We start from the raw sequence: 17197 nt of genomic DNA, 5'->3' as shown, positions 1-17197 counted from the left end.
CTCCTTACCGAGTCACAACTTGAATTTCCCTTACCTCACATTGCACATTACACTTCGTTTTAAGCTCACTTGCTACTTCAATGACTTCTAACATATTATGCATTTTAGAAGCTTCATGGAGGTTGCTAGATGTCAAATAACCGCTCTCATCTAATTTAAATGCTTTAAAGTATTCCTTGTTTTCAAACTGCAGTACATAAAAATAATCAAGCAAGGACATAAATCAACCTCTTTTAAATAATTTTGTAATCCTCATTGCTAATGGCAGCAAACCAATTAACATGAAAAAAGCAATAACGTTAAGTTTATTTTTGAAAAACAGGCTGGCCAAATTCCTTTCCATGCCCGCTGTTGTTTCTTTATCCATGAGTTCTTTAAACTCTTCGTCATAGACCTGATCAACAAAAATAAACTTAATGCCAGTCAATAATCCAACTCCAAGCCAGATAATTAAAAAATAAGCTAATCCAATCATTTGTTCCCTCCCTATATCGAACGTAATTTGGTATTCTTGAGTATGTTGAATAAATTATGTAGGTGATCTTGTGGAAGAGAAATACGAAACAAACGGGTATGATACTTCAATCGTTTTTGATTATAAAGAATATCCTGATGTAAAATACGGCCGCTGCGACAATTGTGATTACACTTTGTTCAAAAGCTCTGTGAAGAGTGGAATATTCTTGCGGGAATGCCGGCGATGCGGTATGAAAAAGAGCATTTAGTTTAATGCTCTTTTTGTTTAAATTATAATCATAAGAAAAAGCTTCTGTTTGATTTAAAGAAACGCACGTATCCATTTTTGTAATCTTTATCATAATGTTCGGTAATTGAAATCAGGGCTTTTTCAAAAGAATCTTCTAAGTTTTGCACAGATGTATTAACTAGCACACTTCCGTTCTCTTTAAATTCATTCAACAACTCTTCAATTTTTTCTCTCATACATTAATCAACCTTTCATTTCCTTTTGCTCTAAACTCCTTAAACATTTGTTTTAATACTTTAGCAGTGGCAAAGCGTCTTTGATGAACTTTGTTATCGATTTTATGATTGTTATTATTTGCATGCTTTAACTTACTTTTGAAATCATCTTGTTTATCCTGCACAAATTCTAAGAACTTTTCCTTTTCTTCTTCATTTTTAAATATTAAAACTACTTCTAAAAAATTTCTGCAAGCAATCATTCCATCTTCACTTTGTTCATCTATAAAGAAATTATGTAAATTGTATAAAAGGTCTCCTATAATAAAATATTTAAAATCATATATATCATCGAACCCAAACTTAATATATTCCCACTCAGGTGAAGGAGTCATATATTTGCCCCCATCTAACGTAACTAACTGTATTTCCTTAAGAACTGTACCATTCACTATAAGTTCAGCTTGTTGAGTTGTAGTATGTTCATTATACACAGCATAAGAATAGAACTCTGTTATTGTCTCTCTTGGAGAATCGGTGTATTTATACCTTAATTCATACTCAGGACTATAAGTATAGTAGTATCCATAATCATTGTATTCCCAAGAAAGTTTGTCTTTCAAGAGTTGATTAAACCGTTCTAACCCTGTTTTATTCAAACCAAATCTCTTTCTCCATAAAGTTTCTATTACAGAAATTGTAGAGTTTTGGTCAATTGGAGTATTACTGTCACCAGTTCTTGTGTAAATAAAACCCGATTTTACTTTTTTGTAATCCTTTTTTAAAAAATAAGGCACTTTAATTGAATTAGGTATTATTAAAACGTCAATTGTTTTCCCTCTTAACTTTAACGATCTTAAAAATACGTTAGGTCTATCACCGGAAAAATTTAAATTTCTAAGCATATCTATAATGTTGGCTTGTTGTTTTCTCTCATGCTCATCCAAACCTTTAAGTTCACCCGAATCGGAAACTCCAACTATTATAAAACAATCTTTGTCGTGAACTGTATTTGCAAAACATAGAATATCATGTACCAATTTCCCATTATCAGTATGCCATTTTTCTTTAAAATCCCAGTATTCTCCTTCATACCCTAAACTCAACAACCTGTTTATCTTATTTTCTAATTTCTCCATCATAATTTCTCCCTATCTGTATCGTTAAAGGAATGATTTTTGGAATAAAACACTTCTTTTATCTTGATTCTTTATGCTCTCGGATTAAGACACGTAATCGTGTTAAGGTTAATTCATGACTGCATAAGGAGTGATACCTTGCTAAAAGTTGCAAAAATTTCGGTTTCTTGCATTGCATTAGTCTTGTGCATATACTCATTGTTCAATCAAAATGAATTATTGTTGATTGTTGCGCAATTATTTGTTGCAGCCCTTTTATCATTAGTCGGTGTTGAAGCGCTATTAAGCAAACAAAAACTGTCTGGATATTTATTGTTTGGAACAGCAGTCTTCTTACTTGTTGTCAACGGTGTTAAATTCATGATTTAATTTAATGGAGGAAGATGGAATCCCAAAACCAATAAATGAAAGCTGCAACAATACTCATAATGTAATAATTTAAGCTTCTGAATACAGTAAGAGCATTTGGCGGATAATCAACAAACCAGAACAAAAACACAGCTAAAAAGGCTACTGCAATATAAATTAAAAAATTGTTCAAACTGAATTTTCTGGGCCTTCTTCTTATCCACACTTGCAAAGGGACAGCAAACACCAAGTAAGTGATTAAAGCGTAAAACCCTATGATGCCAATAGTAACTAGCGCAATTGCCATAAAACCAGAGTAAACAAATATATATAGACCAAAGATTAGACCATATGACAAACTTGAAAATGCCAATGTATAAGCGTAACTTTCTAACGCTTTTTGATTGAGGGTCAAATCAACACCTCCGTTTGTTTCACATTTCCCTTTAAAATCGTAGTTTTATTGATTTATAATATCCATTATTTCTTCTTTAAGGGTATAGTACTGTACCCGGTCATTAATATTGAATATTCCGAGTATTTTATTTGCATTCTTTTGCATCTGTTCTAATTGAAATGTGTACGCATCTTTTTCTGCAACCTGTCCAAAATAAGTTTCTAAGTTACCGTCAATTTTAGTAATACCAATTTCATCATCAAACAACTCATGTTCGATCTGCCATCCATGACGAATTTCATGATATATATTGCCTATGAGCCCTAGCACCTCATTAGCATCAGTTTCGAGATTCTCATAAATGAACAGGAATATTTTAATCCTCTTTTTTTCACCTAAAGTTATACCGCTAACCACTTCCCTACCATTTAATATCTGCTCGTAGGTTTCCTCTGATAAATCAGGTTTGTTTTTCCTTTCATACTCTAGCCTGTTAGCAGATAAATACGGGTCTAAAGTGAAATTCAAATTTTTATATTCAGTATCAAGTAAATCAATACATTTATTTATTCTAATCTTTAATTTTTGATTAATATTATTTCTTATCTTCACATAAACTCTCCTTTAATCTTTTTTGAAGTTTTATTCGAATTCCAAAAATCCTAATCTTAACAATCCATTTTTTAAATACTTGTGTAAGGGACGTTTAGTTGCTATAGAATATGCATCATTATCTTTGTTATTCGGATTGTCACCTAATGAATTTCTCATTGACATAAAACTGTCGAGTGTAGAATTATAAACGTCCCCATTAAGTTCTCGTCCAATATACATTATAGTTTGAATTGTTTTTAAGTCCTCAAAATCTATACGCCCTAATAATCTATATAATTCAACCTCTTTTTCTTTATAATCTTGGGTGCTTTTTTCTCTTTCTTCTGAAATCCTAATAACATTTTTAATTAACGGAAGTTTGTCATCTAAAAGACTATATATAGTTATTGTCATGCTTATTCCCCTTTGCTTCAAAAGTAATAAAACATCCAATAAAAATCGTGATCCTTTCCAACGATTTTACCTTCAGCAACAGATTTAATTACGATCCCTTGTGGAATATCAACAGCTTAAAGTGTTCTCACTTTCAATCTATATTGCTTTTTAGTCTAAAAGACTAAAATTCAAATCATTGATAATTGCGTTAACCGTAACTGAATTACTTCCTGAATCACAAAAATTCTTAATGTCTGTCCACAAAGGCCATCCGTCAACTGTTTCTAAAGAAGATATATAATCACCATCCATCTCTTCAACTTCATCAATTAAATTATATTTAGTTAACATTTTATAGTGATGAAATAATTCATCTTGGGACAGCCCAGCTACACGTCGAACTTCTTCGACTGAAAACACGGCTGAAAACCCGGTGCTATCAGACCTCTCTATCATTATAGAAAAGACACTGCGTGTGTCTGGCACCAATTTCTTTAATGTGTCTGCTTGGTTATTAACTATAATGACCATTTCGCTTAATTCTTCTTCATTATTTCCCCACTCTAAAATGTTATTTGCCGCCTCTAGGGATTCACAATAATTGATAGTCTGCTTTTCTGTAAGATCCTCTATAGAACTTTCTAGTTTTGATACGGCATCTGCAAATTTTATCTCATGATTTTTTTTCATTTCTTGAAGTTTTTCAACTGGATATTTATCAACATTGTTAGTTATTTTGTGATGTTCAAGACACAACATCATTAAATTATCAAAATTTCTTCTTTCCTCATTGGTTTGTTTTGGATTGAATCTTTCGCCTCCCGGCATTGCTGCTTCTATATGGCAGATCTCTCCCAATAATTCTCCATCAGAGCTTATTATCATCTTTTTACAACCTTCAAACGCGCATTGGTTTCCAGACGTTAAATATAGCCTCCTTTTAGTGTCTGTGGTCGGTTCAAGTCTCTTTACCTTTTCATACATCCTGCATTCCCCTTTCCTTACTATAATTAGTTTTATTAGCAATCCTCTTGTGAAGGTATTTATCCGTCTTTTGGTATATCGTTAGTTAAAAGAACGACTTTATTTAAAATTTTGCAGCTAACATTTTATTATGTTGCGTTTGATTCCAATAAGGATGGTTGAAAAATTCACCCCATAAGGTATTGGCTAATTCGCAAGTGCAATCTTCTTTAAAAAGGTCGTCCAATTTGGTCACATAGACGAATAACCTTTTGTACAAATTTTCCACCTTAACTTCCTCTTCTTTTTTACGAATTAAGCTTTGACCTTGATTTAAAGGATTTGAAATTTCTTTGTTTCTCTTTAAACGCTTTATGATGTTTCGCATCACTATATAAAATGCCTCATCAATTCGATCCACTGCTCTATAGTTTTCAACTGCCAAAATGGTTAAGATTATTCCACCAGGCATTCTCCAGTGCTTTCTGGATTTGCAGAACATTTTGAGCAACTTCACAATAATCCTTAGTTGACCACCTGACTCCTCATTTTTTAAATGGAACCACTCTACAATTTTTCTTGGTTCCCAAAATCTCCACTTACTACCACCATGTTCATAAATGTAATCAGCATCACCTGAATTCAGTTTATACCTTCTGTAAACAGCAAGATCTGCATGCGAGCCATCTCTATAAACACATCTGATACAATTTGTATGGTAATCAATATTTGTTTCTGATTGATTAACAAAGGGTCTTAGCATTGAAAGTAATGCCTTCTTTGCTTTAACAGGACTTTTATCGATTTCATCTTTATCGAAAACGAGTGAAATGTCTATATCATTCTTTGAGAACAATCCGTTCACAGTGGTTTTCATTGCAATACTACCCTGTACAAATGGTTCTTCCAGAAGCTTATAAGATGAATAATTCATACTGTTGGAATACTCAATGCCTTTTTGCAAATTCAAAATTTCTTTTTCCATTTTCTTAATGAGACAAGTTATCTCATATTCATTTGTATCAACATTTTGTTTAACAAACTTTAAAAATGACAGATTCATATTAAACAAAATGAATTACCCCACTATTCTAATAAAAGTACGATTTTATTTAGACCTAGAAAAATTGTAATTACTTCCTATGCTTGTAACTTTAGTATACCATTTCATCCTGAGCGATCGATATGGTTATGACCTTTTTCGAATATCAGCAATTCCTGCAGCTCGATGTTTAGGTATGTATATACCTTATCCAACAGCTCTCTAGGATACCGCTCCATTTCGTCATTTATAAAGCTTTCTGACGGTCGGATACTCATGATCAATATCTCTGGATAGCTTTCGGATACTGATCTTTCTTTCGTCTAATATTGGCTTTAAATTTGATTTAATCAATAGTCCTCACATTTGGTTACTTTTGTTTTAAGATTTTGAATTAAATATAAAAAGGAACTAAGTCTTAGCCCGTATGCTTATATGCAATTATTCACCAATTCCATTCTCCATTAGGTTTTCCTGTTGGCTTATAAATAAGCTCGATATCAATATATGTTTTATGATTACCCTTAGGAAATCTTACCAGAACTATCTCGCCCTTTTCCGGAATAAAATCCACATCGTTCCTCCAAAATTTAAATGTTTTATCTCCCTCCTTAGTTATTGGTGTTGTGTGATAACCATAACTTTCGGCTTGATTACTGGAGATCACGTTACCTCCATAAACATATTCGTCTTGTCCATTACGTGATTTAATTTCTCTAGTTGTTAAATCATATGCGTAAATGTCATATTCCTCATTCTCTTCTTGACTTAAATAATTGTCATTAAGTGTTTCACTTTCTTGACTTGAATCATTGTCATAATAACTTTTTCCTTCATTTTCATCTTCATGATTTTCCTCTAATTGAGTATCCACATAAACTTTTATATTGTTGTCAAATTGGCTACACTGTACTATAAGAAATACCCCGATAATACCTAAACATATAATTATTAACTTTTTCATGACTTCTCCTTAAGTCCTTCGCCATTTCTTATGCTATTGTACATATTTTAAAGCAACTTACTTAAATTAATTTTTTATCAATACAATACATATCGAATCCTTGTTTTATAATCCTTACCTGTCCATCAGCTGCAGACCAACTTTCACTTATCTTTTCAATAAAAGAAAAAAGTTTGTGTTCTAATTTTCCGGGTATCATCTTCATAATATTATGAAGAATTTTTCTATATCGAAAACTTTTTTCAAACTCAATCCTCAATTCATTTAATTGGTTATTCCATGTATCCAACTTTTGATCGTTGAGACTGTAGGAAGATCGTTTAAATGAGTAAGGCGGATATATAGAATAAAATGCTACTGTGACCCCTTTGTAAAGGATTTCTGAATAATATTGATTATTTTTAACTCCCCAACTAAGGTCATTCTCCTCAAAATAGATATTAATCTGCGATTCTAACTCTTTAAATCTTAAGAATGATTTATATAAGAAAGGATTCTTTCTTGCTCTAGTTACAAGAGCATAAATTGTTGGAGATCCTGTTATCTTGGCCCAAATTGTACGGTGGGTTCCATCACCGTAAACAGCATAAAAGTCATCATCTTCATAATGAATCAATTCCACTGGTGAGTGTTGATAATAGGTGTGAAATTCTTCTAGACTTTGTTTTTCCAAGTATCCAAAAGCTTTTTCACACCGGCCGATGTCGATATTATCTGTACCGTTATAACATGCGTGATCAAACCAAGATACACCACTGGTTCCCCTGAACCCTAAACTCTTAATTTTATTTAGTGGAACATCCCTATATAGTTTTTCGCTCTCTTCAATTACATCATAATACAATTCATATGGATACTCACTTATATTTGCAGTTTCCTTCATTTCCTTAATATGAGATTCCAATACACCTTTTTCAAGCAGCAATTTTTCAAGTTTATTTTTCAAATCTCTTCCCCCCAAGCAAGTGAATGTCAAAATATCATTGACAATTCAAGCCTATAGGTAAATTTTACATTTTTTATTTACGATGATAAAGAGTCGTTTCAAGAAAATCTAATTAAAACTGCTGTTTTATTTAAATCCCTTTCTGTGGTGAAATTGTCACCTTGTAAATTAACCTTCTAACGTGTTAAGTATAAATTCCTTAATCTCCATAGGGTTGCCGTCCAAGTCTTCAACTAATAATTCGATTTGCTCTTCAGTTTCTTCCGGTAAAGCTTCAGTTATATAATTTCTTAATTCGCCTTTATCGTTTTTTAAATCATTAACCAATAAATCAAGCTGTTCTTCTGTCATTTTATATTCTCCTATCTGATTAAAATTGTTGTTTTATTTAGAACTTACAAGTTCCCACCATGATCTTAGGTTACCCATTTTTTCTCTTGTTTTTTTAAACAGTTGAATTTCATCTTCGGTAGCTTCACGCTGAATTAAATCTTTAACCCAATCATTCGTATAAAGATTACACACTTGACCATCTTTGATATACAATGTTTCCGTACATACAAAGACATCTAGCATATTAGGTTTGTTTGGTAAGATTTTAATTATATTTACTTCTGTGCTTCCTTCTTCTGTGCTTTCGAGAGCATAATATTGTCCTACCTTAATCTCCATAACTTTTTCTCTCCATTCTATTCAAGGATTATAGCTTGATCTCATGCCCTAACAATGAAGCAATAGTGACAAGTTGATTTTCGGTAAGTGGATAATCTTCAATAATATTGTAATTTTCATCAATCAAATCAATAATTGAGTCTGGCTTACCTTCATTCTTTTTAAATTCATTCTTTATCCGATCAAATACTTCTTTTGCTTTCTGCTCTGTACCTAAGTTCAATCCTAATAATTGATTAATTTCATTTTTTTCATGATTAAGCTTATAAAAAGCTAGTCCCCAAGTGTTTTTGTTTTGTTCTTTCATTTCAATCTCTCCATTCTGTTTATGGATTGTTGTTTTATTGATTCTTTAATAAATGTAAAAACTTGTTCTCTAATTCCAAAAGTGGAAAAGGAAATCTTCATAAGAGATAACTTTTATATCTTTAAAGATGTTGCCGTTTGAATCCTCTACTTCACCTTCAGTGTTTACTGTAACATCATCCTCGCTCAAATTATTGGATTGTAAAAAATGAATAAATTCCTTACCTTTTTTAATATTTAACATCCATTCTTCTAGTGCTTTTGTGTGGTTAATTTTCATTTTGTCTTTCATTTTAACCTCTCCATTCTGTTTAAAATATGCATTTTATCTTGGAATAAACTTAAGCAACTCCCGCCAATTGCTTTCTTTGCTTAAGCTGTTCATCCAAAAGTTTCAACAGATTTTCTGTAGGCTTATAAAAATTTCCAAAAATAGATTTGGCTCCTGTATCTAAGGCAAGATCTTTTCTTACAAGCTCCGCCATCACATCTTCATTTTTAACGCCTTTTCTTCCATCAAATTTAACGTTTAAATAAATGTATTTTTTCTTAAAACCTTCTAAGCATTCTGTTCTCGTTCCCATCTTTTTCACAAAACCTACATGGTTTTGATATGAGTTTATAATATCCTCTTCATCTTTAATGCTATTTAAATAAATATAGCCAGATTCCAAAATCTCTATATCTGCATAAAAATCTGCTTTCATTTTCAACCTCTCCACTCTTTGATTATATTTATACATATTATTTGTATTTGTTAATTATATTATATCTTGATAACCTATAATAATCAATACATTTATACATATTTTTTGTATTTGTTATAGTGTTAATATTAATTGCTCATGAGGGGGTTTGGGGGTGGTGTGAGCAAAAATTGTTCAGGTGAGGAACGAACCGTTTTGAACAATTAGCAGCACCCCCATTCTCTTATTTTATTATTTAATTTATTTTTGTCTCTCTTAAAGACTTAGACGGGAAAACCCTTGGTATTATTGAGTTTTTTTTAGAGTTTAAGAGGTTTATTCTCTTTAACTACCCATTTAACCATCCAATTAGCAGCTCCCTCATCCTTAATGAGGGTATGTATAATGTTATTTCTTCCCCATCTCTTATTGCAGATCTCCAAATCCATTGTACTAATTCGGATAATGCAAATGCATCTTGATCAATTGATATTTGATATTTCTCTTTAAAATAATTATATAGAACAGTGTTAACGTATCTGTTTATTGTATACACCAAGTGTTTTTTGTGCTTAAAATCATTGGTAGCTCTAGCATTACATGATACAAACCCTTTTGTATATCCATTCCCCTTTATTTTGTTTTTATGTTCTGAGTAAGTCGTCCACATAGCTTCATCACTTGATGACTTAACAATGTTGTTAAAGTAATTGAATACATTGTTCTTTACTTTCTTGATCGTATACGGTGATTTATTTTTATACCAATTAGATGATAATGAATAATCCAATTGGCCAACTGTATTCAAGTTACCTTCATATATTTTTATTTTATTTCTTAATTGAGCCTTTAGAATACTCTCATATTCAGTATTATGTTTTGTAAACCTGTATTGCCCATCTATAAATTCAGAAACGTATTTTTGATACTTGATATTGTTTATATCATAATAATATCTTTGTATTTGAGCATCAAACATGTAAGTGAGTATGTAAACTTCTTTAAACAACTTGAATATATCTGCAGGAAAATTCCAAATCAATATATTGTCTTTAAAGTACATCAGATTATTGTTTAAAGCCATATCACGTATATCATCATAGCGTGTTTCATAGTCCTTTTTTTCTTCGTTCCATTTGACAAATCCGTCTTCAACGTATATTAACTTTGATTCAAATAGTGTAGTAAGATCATGCTTCTTAACGCGTAACTGTTCAACTACTTCCATAACTTCATCTAATATCAATGTATAGTTGCCTGAAAGGATCAGCTCCTTTGTTTCGTCATTAGCATTTTTGAATAGATTATGTGTAGCAACAATATTTTTGTTCTGAGATAAAAGTTCATGAAATGACTCAAACTTATATTGTGTTTTGTCACCTTTCTTCTTTACTTTAGGCTCATAAATTTGTTTACTGTTTATGCTCTTCTTAATACGATCCACTTCATCCAAATACGGTGTAATGAAAATAAAATTTTCATCTGTCCCTGAATTATTCATCATGTCAATTGCTGCAGATGTTTTACCGCTACCCATAATAGAATCAATTACTTTAACCTTTCCCATATAGTCTCCTTATATTTTAGTTTTGTATCGAAAAATAAGGAACGATAATTGCCTTACCGCTCCCTTATTTATAACGCATATTTAATTATCCTTATGTTGCTGCATGATAAATACTGAATCATCTTGTTTTACTTTGCTTATCTCTTCTCTGTACTCTAAAAGATCTGAATTAATTCTGTCAGTTGTTTTCTTGATGGAGTCAATATCTTTCTTGAGCATTTCCAATTCCTTAGTGAACTGCTGAATAGCATCCAGGAATTTTTTCTCCAATCATCTCACCTCAATGATTTAATTATACCATGAGGCCTATATGATTAGCGTGACTTGTTTCTTAGTTTAAGGAATACAAAATAGATGATCCATAACAGTATGGCAATGATACATGTGACTACAAAGATTGTATTGATTAGTGTTTGTGCTTCGCTGCTGAAGTAATCCTTAATGAGTTGAAACATTAAGAATAAGCCAATGAAAGTGATATGGGTAAACCATAATGAGAATCGTTTCATGTTTGCAATGTGCTTGATCATGTTATAATATGGGTAGGAACTAAAGGAGAAGTTCATTCCCCTTTAGCTTAGCTCTCATCGGCGTATACGTTGGCGTTGTCTCTTTGGTCGGAGCCGCTTGTGTATACGCTTTTTCTTTTTGCTTGCCCCATTCTTTAGGTTTCTTATCTTCTCAACTATTGTTAGACTGTTGATTGTAAGAACCGTTAAAGATATGAGGAAAGCAACTATGATACCCACTTTCTCAAGCACTATGTACACCTCCTTTCCTATGACTCTATTATAACATAATTCATGATTTTTATATACATATTTTTTATATTTGCGGTAAGTTATTTATGTGTTGATGGATGGTATTAAGATGCCTTGTGTGCTGTTTGAGTGAACAGTAATGCAATTGGATTGGGAATTGATTATTAAGGCTTAGAGAGGCGTTAGATTGATTTTGAGAGAGTGTGATTAGGTTGGATGACTGGATGACTGGATTAGGAATATTTAACAAGAGATGCTTTTTTGGATATTCGTGAATCAAGAATAATGCAAGCCATTCCCAGCAGGTTTACTGCTACTGAAGTTTGATTTTTATAATGAACTATTATTTTTAACCTATCTGCAATTAGTTCTATGTCCCATGAGCCCGGATCGCTAATACCGATACCGGTGTAAATTGTCCGTATTCTTTCTTCAAGAAGTGATAAATGATACAAGGTGAAGCCTCCTACTAACGAAATGCAAACCTATGTTCGATTTTGATTTCTAAAGAAAAGCCCCAAAATAGGGCTTCTTTTTAATGCTCTAAGTTAATTTTTAAATCAAGATCGTCATCTAAAGCATGTGCGTCCTCATCAACCGGAAGATTGAATCTCAGCCGAATTGAATCTAAATCTTTTATATCCTCTTCGTTTTCAAAAATATAAAATACAGATCCACTATCGTTTACTTTCCCCACATACTCTCCAAGAAAATCTTCATTTTCGACAGTAGATGCCTCATTGATTTGTACCCCAGTACTTGTTGCTAATTTTGCATCATCTAGGCCGAAATAAACTACTTTATCTGATGTATTTTCCGCTTCAAGTTGAACCTCAATATAAGGTGTTTGTTCGTTGGCCACAGCGGCAATTACTTTTTTTACAGTTACTTGCATCGGGCCAGTTTTCGCAGTGGCTTCTTTATTGCTGATGGCCATTACTTTGGCTGTACCGCTCTCAATTTCATATACATCCCCAACTTTTTCAGGTCCATTAGTAGAGATGTCTTGGCTTTCTGATGTGTTGGTATCAGTTGCATTGTTTGTGTCTTCTGATGATGTAGAAGACTCTTCACTATTTTTGCATGCTGCGAGCAATATCAGTGAAGTGATTAATAGTAAAGTCCCCAATTTTTTAAACAATTTTAGCTCCCCTTTTTACTCAGTTATTTTTTCTTTATCTTTCGTTTAACTTAATGTATGTTAAACAATTTGTTTTATAGTATAAACCCCGTATGAACCCTTGATATATTTATTTTTTTGGGGGATGCAAAACTTTAACTTTTACACTTTGTTAAACACTTGTTTAATAAATGTTTAACAAATGTTTTACCAGAAGAATTAAAGAATTAAGAATAGCTACTAATGTTCGTCGAACTCTTTTTTTAAAAGATAATACAGTAGCTCTTTAGCTTGCTCTTCCGAGATCATTCCATTACATCCAGCAATTAAAGTCTCTGGATCATTTAAGATCTCATCGAGGTCAAATTGTGCATGTGTGCCTTTTAGAAGAAAGTCAGTAGATACTCCTAATATATTGCTTAATTTAGTAAGGGTTTTTAAATCAGGTTCAGCCTTACCAATTTCATATTTTCCATATCCCTGTCTCGTAACTCCTAAGAAATCTGCCATCCGTTGCTGGCTATATCCTTTGGAGGTACGGCATTTTTTTAAACGTTCTCCAAACATAGTAGGTTCCTCACTTTGACAATTATTATATAAACAAATAGTTTCGTAAACAAAAAGAAGCAAAAGGTTTCATAAAATATATCGGAAGAAACTAAAGGTTTCTTTAATTGTTAACAGTGTAGAAACAAACTGTTAACAAAAGGAGATGTTGATTTGAAAAAGAGAACCTTAGTTAAAGACAAGTTGCTGACTACCTTTCAAAGCTGAGATGGTCAGTAAATACAAGGGTTATATATGAAGATATGATATAGTAATGTAAGTGGATAAGAATAAATTATGTCTTCGATTCCCTCGGATTCGTTATAAATACGATTATTTTTAATGAATGGAAATTCATTTTTAAATTGCCAATCAATTTATTATTTTAAAATTTATTCTTGTTTTTAGCCTGGAATTATGTTAGCGCTGTTGCAGACCTACCCAAGTCATGAAATGCACGTATAATGTACCTTATACACGTATTACAATACCAATATATGGGGGTATATTTACATCTAATGGCAAAATAAAGGGAACAAATGTACCCATAGCACTTCCATTTCCACACCCTATCCAAATTTTCATTTTCCTAATTCCCCCTCAAAATCACCCTTTTTCACATCGTAATCGCTATCGTAAAAACCTTTTGTATCAACGTTTTTCCCTCTTTAAATTTACTCGATTTCTTCAATATTTAGATAATACAACCACTTCCCCCTACTCTCACTTATGTTTTACGATCGTTTATCCCCTAATCACCCTTCGATACAGCAAATACCCTTACGTTTACTGGCTTTTTGAACTCTATAATATTTTTTACGATAGGCATGTTTTTAGATTACGATATTCACTCCATCTCCAGAGCCGTTAACACACTAGCGAAAAAATAATGGACAAAGACAAATAATATGTATATAATAAATTCATAAGAGGAGGTGAGATAATGCAAAAGGATTCAAAGAAAGTAACGTACATGTTTAGTAATTTAATTGGATTTTTAGAGACTACTATTATTGAAGGAACTGCTTTACAAGAAGAAAACATTCTTTATGAGGACTATAAACTTTTCGGAACAATCGATAAACAGAGCTATACATACAAAAATCTTGTACATAAGTATCTAAAAAGCGACTATTAAAATAAAAAATATGCATAAAAGTAATAAGGGGAGAATTTATTGAAAGGAAAAAAAGACGGTCTAAATAAGCAAGTACATATTTACAGTATTGATACTTCTGCTTTTTATAATGATCAAGAAAACAAATTACATAACAAGATTTTAAAATCATATAGGTACAGAGATCATCTCAAAAAACTTGAACATGTTGATAAAAAACATAAGAAGTACATAACGCAAAGGATTATTTCTTTAAAAGAAAATCTTTATAACGCTTTTAACAATCATAATCAAATAAGGACACTTAGAACAGATTCCCTGAAAGATAATAATGTGATTTCATTATTTGATTCAGTCTTAACTCGAACGTTGGGAATCAAAGAAAACTCTCTCTCTGAAGAGATCATGGTTGTCCAAACTTATCACTTTCAAATTTTAAGGGACATTATTGATAAAGGATTCATACATAACAATGAGAAATACGTTTATTTCACTAGCAGTGCCGGTCAAATACGAACCAAAAAATCTTGTTTTATCAAACAAAGCACCTTAGATAAGTATCAAAATGCTTTAACTTGTGGCCTTAGTGTGGAGCAAATCAATGCTCAAGGTGGAAGCAGCATAAACAAATGGAATAGCTACATGGCCTTATCTAATAGCGCAAGTAGTCCATGGGAAATTGATATTGATAAAGCAATTGTCGTAAATGACTTAGAAACAAACGTTTCCAGCCTGGTTGATTATATTGACCGTGATACATATGAAATCACTCGCAAGATTATGGATATTCCTATAGAACATACAGATGGTTGTGGAATGATGCTTCCTAGTTTGAGCCAGAAAAGCTTTATGGTCAGATTGCCTTGGGTTAAGGGTCTACTAGTTCCATTTGATTTTAGAAAGTTTGCTGAAAAACACAGTTCGTTTACAGTTAAGGACGTCTACGGTAAAGAATGGGACATTATTAAAGATGATATCCAAATTATTTTTACGAAAAGCCAGTTTAAGATGTGGAAGTACTATGATTCATGGGATGACTATCGCTATAAATTTAAAAAGTATGGATGTCTCGGAGCTAAGTTAAATGAAGAAGATCCTTCTGTTGAGGGAAAACTAACTTACCAGATGCTACAAACACTCACTGATATCACAGATGAGGAATTGAAACAAATCAGCTCAAAGACTGTTAGAGAGATTACTCAATTAGGCACTGATAAAGAAACCATGATGAAAGTTTTGGGTGCTACCGAGAAAAATAAACATAAGACAAGCCTTCAAGAAGCTCTACTAATATACCCAGAGCTGTTAAATGATGATCATACCAAAGAAATCATTAAGAATAAGAAGAAGAGTATGATTAAGGACGCCAAATCAGGAAAATTACTTGTCAGTGACGCTCGTTATACGTATTTGTGCCCAGATCTATATGCTTTTTGTGAAAGACTGTTTCTTGGAATTGAGAATCCAAAAGGACTTCTTACCGGCAGCAATGTTTATTGTTCTTTATATGATGAAGGACACATTGATATCCTCCGCTCCCCTCATCTATTCAGAGAGCATGGTGTTAGGTGGAACAAAAAAGATGAGGAATATGAAAAGTGGTTCATTACGCCAGGTGTTTATACCAGCATTCATGATCCGATATCGAAACTGCTGCAGTTTGATAACGACGGGGATAAGGCCTTAATTATTTCTGATGAGCTAATCGTCAATATTGCCAAGCGTAATATGGAGAACATCGTTCCTTTGTATTATGAAATGTCAGTAGCCCAGAAACAAGAGATTAATAGTAGAAACATCTATGAAGCACTAACTCTTGCTTATGGGATCAATATCGGGGAGTACAGTAATAATATCACTAAGATATGGAACAGTGACAATATAAACCTGGACGTTATCAAATGGTTATGCATGGAGAATAACTTTACTATCGATTTTGCAAAAACCTTATTCATGCCCACCCGCCCTGATCACGTTGATGAGAAAATCAAAGATTACATAAAAAATAAAGTGCCCCACTTCTTCATCAATGCAAAGGATAAAGAAGAACATAGCGTAGAATCCATTAATGAAAGTACAGTAAATAAGTTAGACTCAATGATCCCATCCGACCGAATTAATTTCGCAGCTGTTGCAGGAAAGTTCGATTATCGTTTCCTGCTTAAGAACAAGGAGATTAAAGTGGACGATGCAATTATTAGTGAATACAAACGATTAGACCAGAACAAGAAATGGCTGATGAATGATGAAGACATTAAACCAGGACAAAAACTTTATGTCTATAAGATTATCAAACAAAAACTATTGGAAATACATAATGATGACAGATTTATTACAGATGTATTGGTAAAACATCTATATAAGAAAAAAAGTAAATTTAAGTCGACACTATGGGAGTGCTTTGGCGATATTGTACTGGAGAATATTAAGCATAATTTAAAGACCTTTAAAGGATGCTGTATTTGTGGAAAAGCTTTTAAGCCAACATCTAACAAAGCGAAGTACTGTCAGTCTTGTGGAAAGAAAAAAGAACGTGACAAATACAAAAAATATAACAAAAAGAGAAATAACCACCGTTAGAAAGTGCCTTGAGCCTTACTCCCCCAAGGTGTACAGCGATTTTACCGAAAAAACTTCAACAAAAAAGTGCCTTTATCCCTTGGTGCTGCTGGGTTGAGAGCACTTTTGGAGATAATCGTCATAAGGGAGACA

General features: G+C 32.4%; 27 protein-coding genes and 1 pseudogene. 4 read left to right on the top strand and 24 right to left on the bottom strand.

The features are described from left to right. Nucleotides 1-4 precede the first annotated feature (4 nt). Together KXD37_RS05060 and KXD37_RS05055 are read right to left on the bottom strand one after the other, a co-directional pair. Nucleotides 5-220, bottom strand: coding sequence for a hypothetical protein (locus KXD37_RS05060; protein WP_263463318.1), 216 nt, complete (start codon nucleotides 218-220; stop codon nucleotides 5-7). A 3-nt stretch (nucleotides 221-223) separates the two neighbouring features. Next, nucleotides 224-475, bottom strand: a complete 252-nt coding sequence (locus KXD37_RS05055) for a hypothetical protein (RefSeq protein ID WP_263463317.1) — start codon at nucleotides 473-475, stop codon at nucleotides 224-226. 70 nt (nucleotides 476-545) lie between these two features. Between KXD37_RS05055 and KXD37_RS05050 the strand changes: the two genes are divergently transcribed. Further along, nucleotides 546-725 carry a hypothetical protein gene (locus KXD37_RS05050; RefSeq protein ID WP_263463316.1) on the top strand — a complete coding sequence of 60 codons (180 nt, stop codon included), beginning with the start codon at nucleotides 546-548 and terminating at the stop codon, nucleotides 723-725. A gap of 28 nt (nucleotides 726-753) precedes the next feature. Here KXD37_RS05050 and KXD37_RS05045 read toward each other — a convergent pair whose 3' ends face one another. Both KXD37_RS05045 and KXD37_RS05040 read right to left on the bottom strand, forming a co-directional pair. Then, entirely contained in the window at nucleotides 754-942 is a 189-nt protein-coding gene (locus tag KXD37_RS05045) for a hypothetical protein (protein WP_075747637.1), read from the bottom strand. Beyond that, a complete protein-coding gene (locus KXD37_RS05040; protein WP_263463315.1) occupies nucleotides 939-2060 on the bottom strand; it encodes a helix-turn-helix domain-containing protein in 1122 nt (373 codons plus the stop codon). Before KXD37_RS05040 ends, KXD37_RS05045 begins: the two co-directional genes overlap by 4 nt. 138 nt (nucleotides 2061-2198) lie before the next feature. Here KXD37_RS05040 and KXD37_RS05035 point away from each other — a divergent pair, with 138 nt between their 5' ends. Further along, a complete protein-coding gene (locus KXD37_RS05035) occupies nucleotides 2199-2429 on the top strand; it encodes a membrane protein (RefSeq protein ID WP_032725929.1) in 231 nt (76 codons plus the stop codon). A 1-nt stretch (nucleotide 2430) separates the two neighbouring features. Here the strand turns inward: KXD37_RS05035 and KXD37_RS05030 are convergent, their stop codons facing one another. From KXD37_RS05030 to KXD37_RS04935, 20 genes and pseudogenes are all read right to left on the bottom strand, one after another. Beyond that, a complete protein-coding gene (locus KXD37_RS05030; RefSeq protein WP_263463314.1) occupies nucleotides 2431-2823 on the bottom strand; it encodes a UPF0715 family protein in 393 nt (130 codons plus the stop codon). A gap of 45 nt (nucleotides 2824-2868) precedes the next feature. Continuing rightward, nucleotides 2869-3417 (bottom strand): hypothetical protein, encoded by a 549-nt coding sequence (locus tag KXD37_RS05025; protein ID WP_263463313.1) that lies wholly within the window; start codon nucleotides 3415-3417, stop codon nucleotides 2869-2871. Nucleotides 3418-3447: 30 nt separating this feature from the next. Then, a complete protein-coding gene (locus tag KXD37_RS05020; RefSeq protein ID WP_263463312.1) occupies nucleotides 3448-3813 on the bottom strand; it encodes a DUF3775 domain-containing protein in 366 nt (121 codons plus the stop codon). A 150-nt stretch (nucleotides 3814-3963) separates the two neighbouring features. After that, nucleotides 3964-4779 (bottom strand): hypothetical protein, encoded by an 816-nt coding sequence (locus KXD37_RS05015; protein ID WP_263463311.1) that lies wholly within the window; start codon nucleotides 4777-4779, stop codon nucleotides 3964-3966. A 103-nt stretch (nucleotides 4780-4882) separates the two neighbouring features. Then, nucleotides 4883-5821, bottom strand: coding sequence for a cyclic GMP-AMP synthase DncV-like nucleotidyltransferase (locus KXD37_RS05010; protein ID WP_411910715.1), 939 nt, complete (start codon nucleotides 5819-5821; stop codon nucleotides 4883-4885). Nucleotides 5822-5925: 104 nt separating this feature from the next. Next, a pseudogene (locus KXD37_RS05005) lies at nucleotides 5926-6154 on the bottom strand (helix-turn-helix domain-containing protein). Between the two features lie 91 nt (nucleotides 6155-6245). After that, nucleotides 6246-6764: a hypothetical protein gene (locus KXD37_RS05000; RefSeq protein ID WP_263463309.1), complete on the bottom strand. Its 519-nt coding sequence runs from the start codon at nucleotides 6762-6764 to the stop codon at nucleotides 6246-6248. Nucleotides 6765-6825: 61 nt separating this feature from the next. Beyond that, nucleotides 6826-7710: a hypothetical protein gene (locus tag KXD37_RS04995; RefSeq protein ID WP_263463308.1), complete on the bottom strand. Its 885-nt coding sequence runs from the start codon at nucleotides 7708-7710 to the stop codon at nucleotides 6826-6828. A gap of 168 nt (nucleotides 7711-7878) precedes the next feature. After that, complete coding sequence (locus tag KXD37_RS04990; protein ID WP_263463307.1) at nucleotides 7879-8061, bottom strand: hypothetical protein; 183 nt, start codon at nucleotides 8059-8061, stop codon at nucleotides 7879-7881. Nucleotides 8062-8094: 33 nt separating this feature from the next. Then, nucleotides 8095-8382, bottom strand: coding sequence for a hypothetical protein (locus KXD37_RS04985; protein WP_263463306.1), 288 nt, complete (start codon nucleotides 8380-8382; stop codon nucleotides 8095-8097). Between the two features lie 28 nt (nucleotides 8383-8410). Then, nucleotides 8411-8689: a hypothetical protein gene (locus KXD37_RS04980; RefSeq protein WP_263463305.1), complete on the bottom strand. Its 279-nt coding sequence runs from the start codon at nucleotides 8687-8689 to the stop codon at nucleotides 8411-8413. A gap of 69 nt (nucleotides 8690-8758) precedes the next feature. Beyond that, on the bottom strand, nucleotides 8759-8980 hold the full coding sequence (locus tag KXD37_RS04975; protein ID WP_263463304.1) for a hypothetical protein: 222 nt from the start codon (nucleotides 8978-8980) through the stop codon (nucleotides 8759-8761). A gap of 49 nt (nucleotides 8981-9029) precedes the next feature. Then, nucleotides 9030-9395 (bottom strand): hypothetical protein, encoded by a 366-nt coding sequence (locus KXD37_RS04970; protein ID WP_263463303.1) that lies wholly within the window; start codon nucleotides 9393-9395, stop codon nucleotides 9030-9032. A 328-nt stretch (nucleotides 9396-9723) separates the two neighbouring features. Then, entirely contained in the window at nucleotides 9724-10941 is a 1218-nt protein-coding gene (locus KXD37_RS04965; protein ID WP_263463302.1) for a hypothetical protein, read from the bottom strand. Between the two features lie 81 nt (nucleotides 10942-11022). Next, nucleotides 11023-11211 (bottom strand): hypothetical protein, encoded by a 189-nt coding sequence (locus KXD37_RS04960; protein WP_263463301.1) that lies wholly within the window; start codon nucleotides 11209-11211, stop codon nucleotides 11023-11025. Nucleotides 11212-11255: 44 nt separating this feature from the next. Beyond that, entirely contained in the window at nucleotides 11256-11507 is a 252-nt protein-coding gene (locus tag KXD37_RS04955) for a hypothetical protein (protein ID WP_263463300.1), read from the bottom strand. An 18-nt stretch (nucleotides 11508-11525) separates the two neighbouring features. Continuing rightward, entirely contained in the window at nucleotides 11526-11702 is a 177-nt protein-coding gene (yonT, locus tag KXD37_RS04950; protein ID WP_263463299.1) for a type I TA system toxin YonT, read from the bottom strand. 233 nt (nucleotides 11703-11935) lie between these two features. Continuing rightward, the gene (locus KXD37_RS04945) at nucleotides 11936-12157 is read right to left on the bottom strand and encodes a hypothetical protein (protein ID WP_106019959.1); all 222 of its coding nucleotides are present in this window, start codon (nucleotides 12155-12157) and stop codon (nucleotides 11936-11938) included. A gap of 80 nt (nucleotides 12158-12237) precedes the next feature. Beyond that, a complete protein-coding gene (locus KXD37_RS04940; protein ID WP_106019960.1) occupies nucleotides 12238-12843 on the bottom strand; it encodes a hypothetical protein in 606 nt (201 codons plus the stop codon). A gap of 219 nt (nucleotides 12844-13062) precedes the next feature. Continuing rightward, nucleotides 13063-13389: a helix-turn-helix domain-containing protein gene (locus KXD37_RS04935; protein WP_106019961.1), complete on the bottom strand. Its 327-nt coding sequence runs from the start codon at nucleotides 13387-13389 to the stop codon at nucleotides 13063-13065. A gap of 922 nt (nucleotides 13390-14311) precedes the next feature. Here KXD37_RS04935 and KXD37_RS04930 point away from each other — a divergent pair. Beyond that, nucleotides 14312-14506: a hypothetical protein gene (locus KXD37_RS04930; protein WP_263463298.1), complete on the top strand. Its 195-nt coding sequence runs from the start codon at nucleotides 14312-14314 to the stop codon at nucleotides 14504-14506. 39 nt (nucleotides 14507-14545) lie between these two features. Then, on the top strand, nucleotides 14546-17065 hold the full coding sequence (gene yonO, locus KXD37_RS04925; RefSeq protein ID WP_263463297.1) for a DNA-directed RNA polymerase YonO: 2520 nt from the start codon (nucleotides 14546-14548) through the stop codon (nucleotides 17063-17065). Nucleotides 17066-17197: the final 132 nt, after the last annotated feature.

Source organism: Bacillus sp. XT-2, assembly GCF_025696525.1.
GTDB lineage: Bacteria > Bacillota > Bacilli > Bacillales > Bacillaceae > Bacillus > Bacillus halotolerans.
This window is presented reverse-complemented; position numbering and strand designations above follow the sequence as displayed.

Coding starts and splice junctions, on each gene's coding strand:
- KXD37_RS04975 (WP_263463304.1), bottom strand. CDS start 8,980: ATGAAAGACAAAATGAAAATTAACCACACAAAAGCACTAGAAGAATGG.
- KXD37_RS04930 (WP_263463298.1), top strand. CDS start 14,312: ATGCAAAAGGATTCAAAGAAAGTAACGTACATGTTTAGTAATTTAATT.
- KXD37_RS05040 (WP_263463315.1), bottom strand. CDS start 2,060: ATGGAGAAATTAGAAAATAAGATAAACAGGTTGTTGAGTTTAGGGTAT.
- KXD37_RS05055 (WP_263463317.1), bottom strand. CDS start 475: ATGATTGGATTAGCTTATTTTTTAATTATCTGGCTTGGAGTTGGATTA.
- KXD37_RS05000 (WP_263463309.1), bottom strand. CDS start 6,764: ATGAAAAAGTTAATAATTATATGTTTAGGTATTATCGGGGTATTTCTT.
- KXD37_RS05010 (WP_411910715.1), bottom strand. CDS start 5,821: ATGAATCTGTCATTTTTAAAGTTTGTTAAACAAAATGTTGATACAAAT.
- KXD37_RS05060 (WP_263463318.1), bottom strand. CDS start 220: ATGTCCTTGCTTGATTATTTTTATGTACTGCAGTTTGAAAACAAGGAA.
- KXD37_RS05045 (WP_075747637.1), bottom strand. CDS start 942: ATGAGAGAAAAAATTGAAGAGTTGTTGAATGAATTTAAAGAGAACGGA.
- KXD37_RS04955 (WP_263463300.1), bottom strand. CDS start 11,507: ATGAACTTCTCCTTTAGTTCCTACCCATATTATAACATGATCAAGCAC.
- KXD37_RS04935 (WP_106019961.1), bottom strand. CDS start 13,389: ATGTTTGGAGAACGTTTAAAAAAATGCCGTACCTCCAAAGGATATAGC.
- KXD37_RS04980 (WP_263463305.1), bottom strand. CDS start 8,689: ATGAAAGAACAAAACAAAAACACTTGGGGACTAGCTTTTTATAAGCTT.
- KXD37_RS04970 (WP_263463303.1), bottom strand. CDS start 9,395: ATGAAAGCAGATTTTTATGCAGATATAGAGATTTTGGAATCTGGCTAT.
- KXD37_RS04985 (WP_263463306.1), bottom strand. CDS start 8,382: ATGGAGATTAAGGTAGGACAATATTATGCTCTCGAAAGCACAGAAGAA.
- KXD37_RS04990 (WP_263463307.1), bottom strand. CDS start 8,061: ATGACAGAAGAACAGCTTGATTTATTGGTTAATGATTTAAAAAACGAT.
- KXD37_RS05020 (WP_263463312.1), bottom strand. CDS start 3,813: ATGACAATAACTATATATAGTCTTTTAGATGACAAACTTCCGTTAATT.
- KXD37_RS05015 (WP_263463311.1), bottom strand. CDS start 4,779: ATGTATGAAAAGGTAAAGAGACTTGAACCGACCACAGACACTAAAAGG.
- KXD37_RS04965 (WP_263463302.1), bottom strand. CDS start 10,941: ATGGGAAAGGTTAAAGTAATTGATTCTATTATGGGTAGCGGTAAAACA.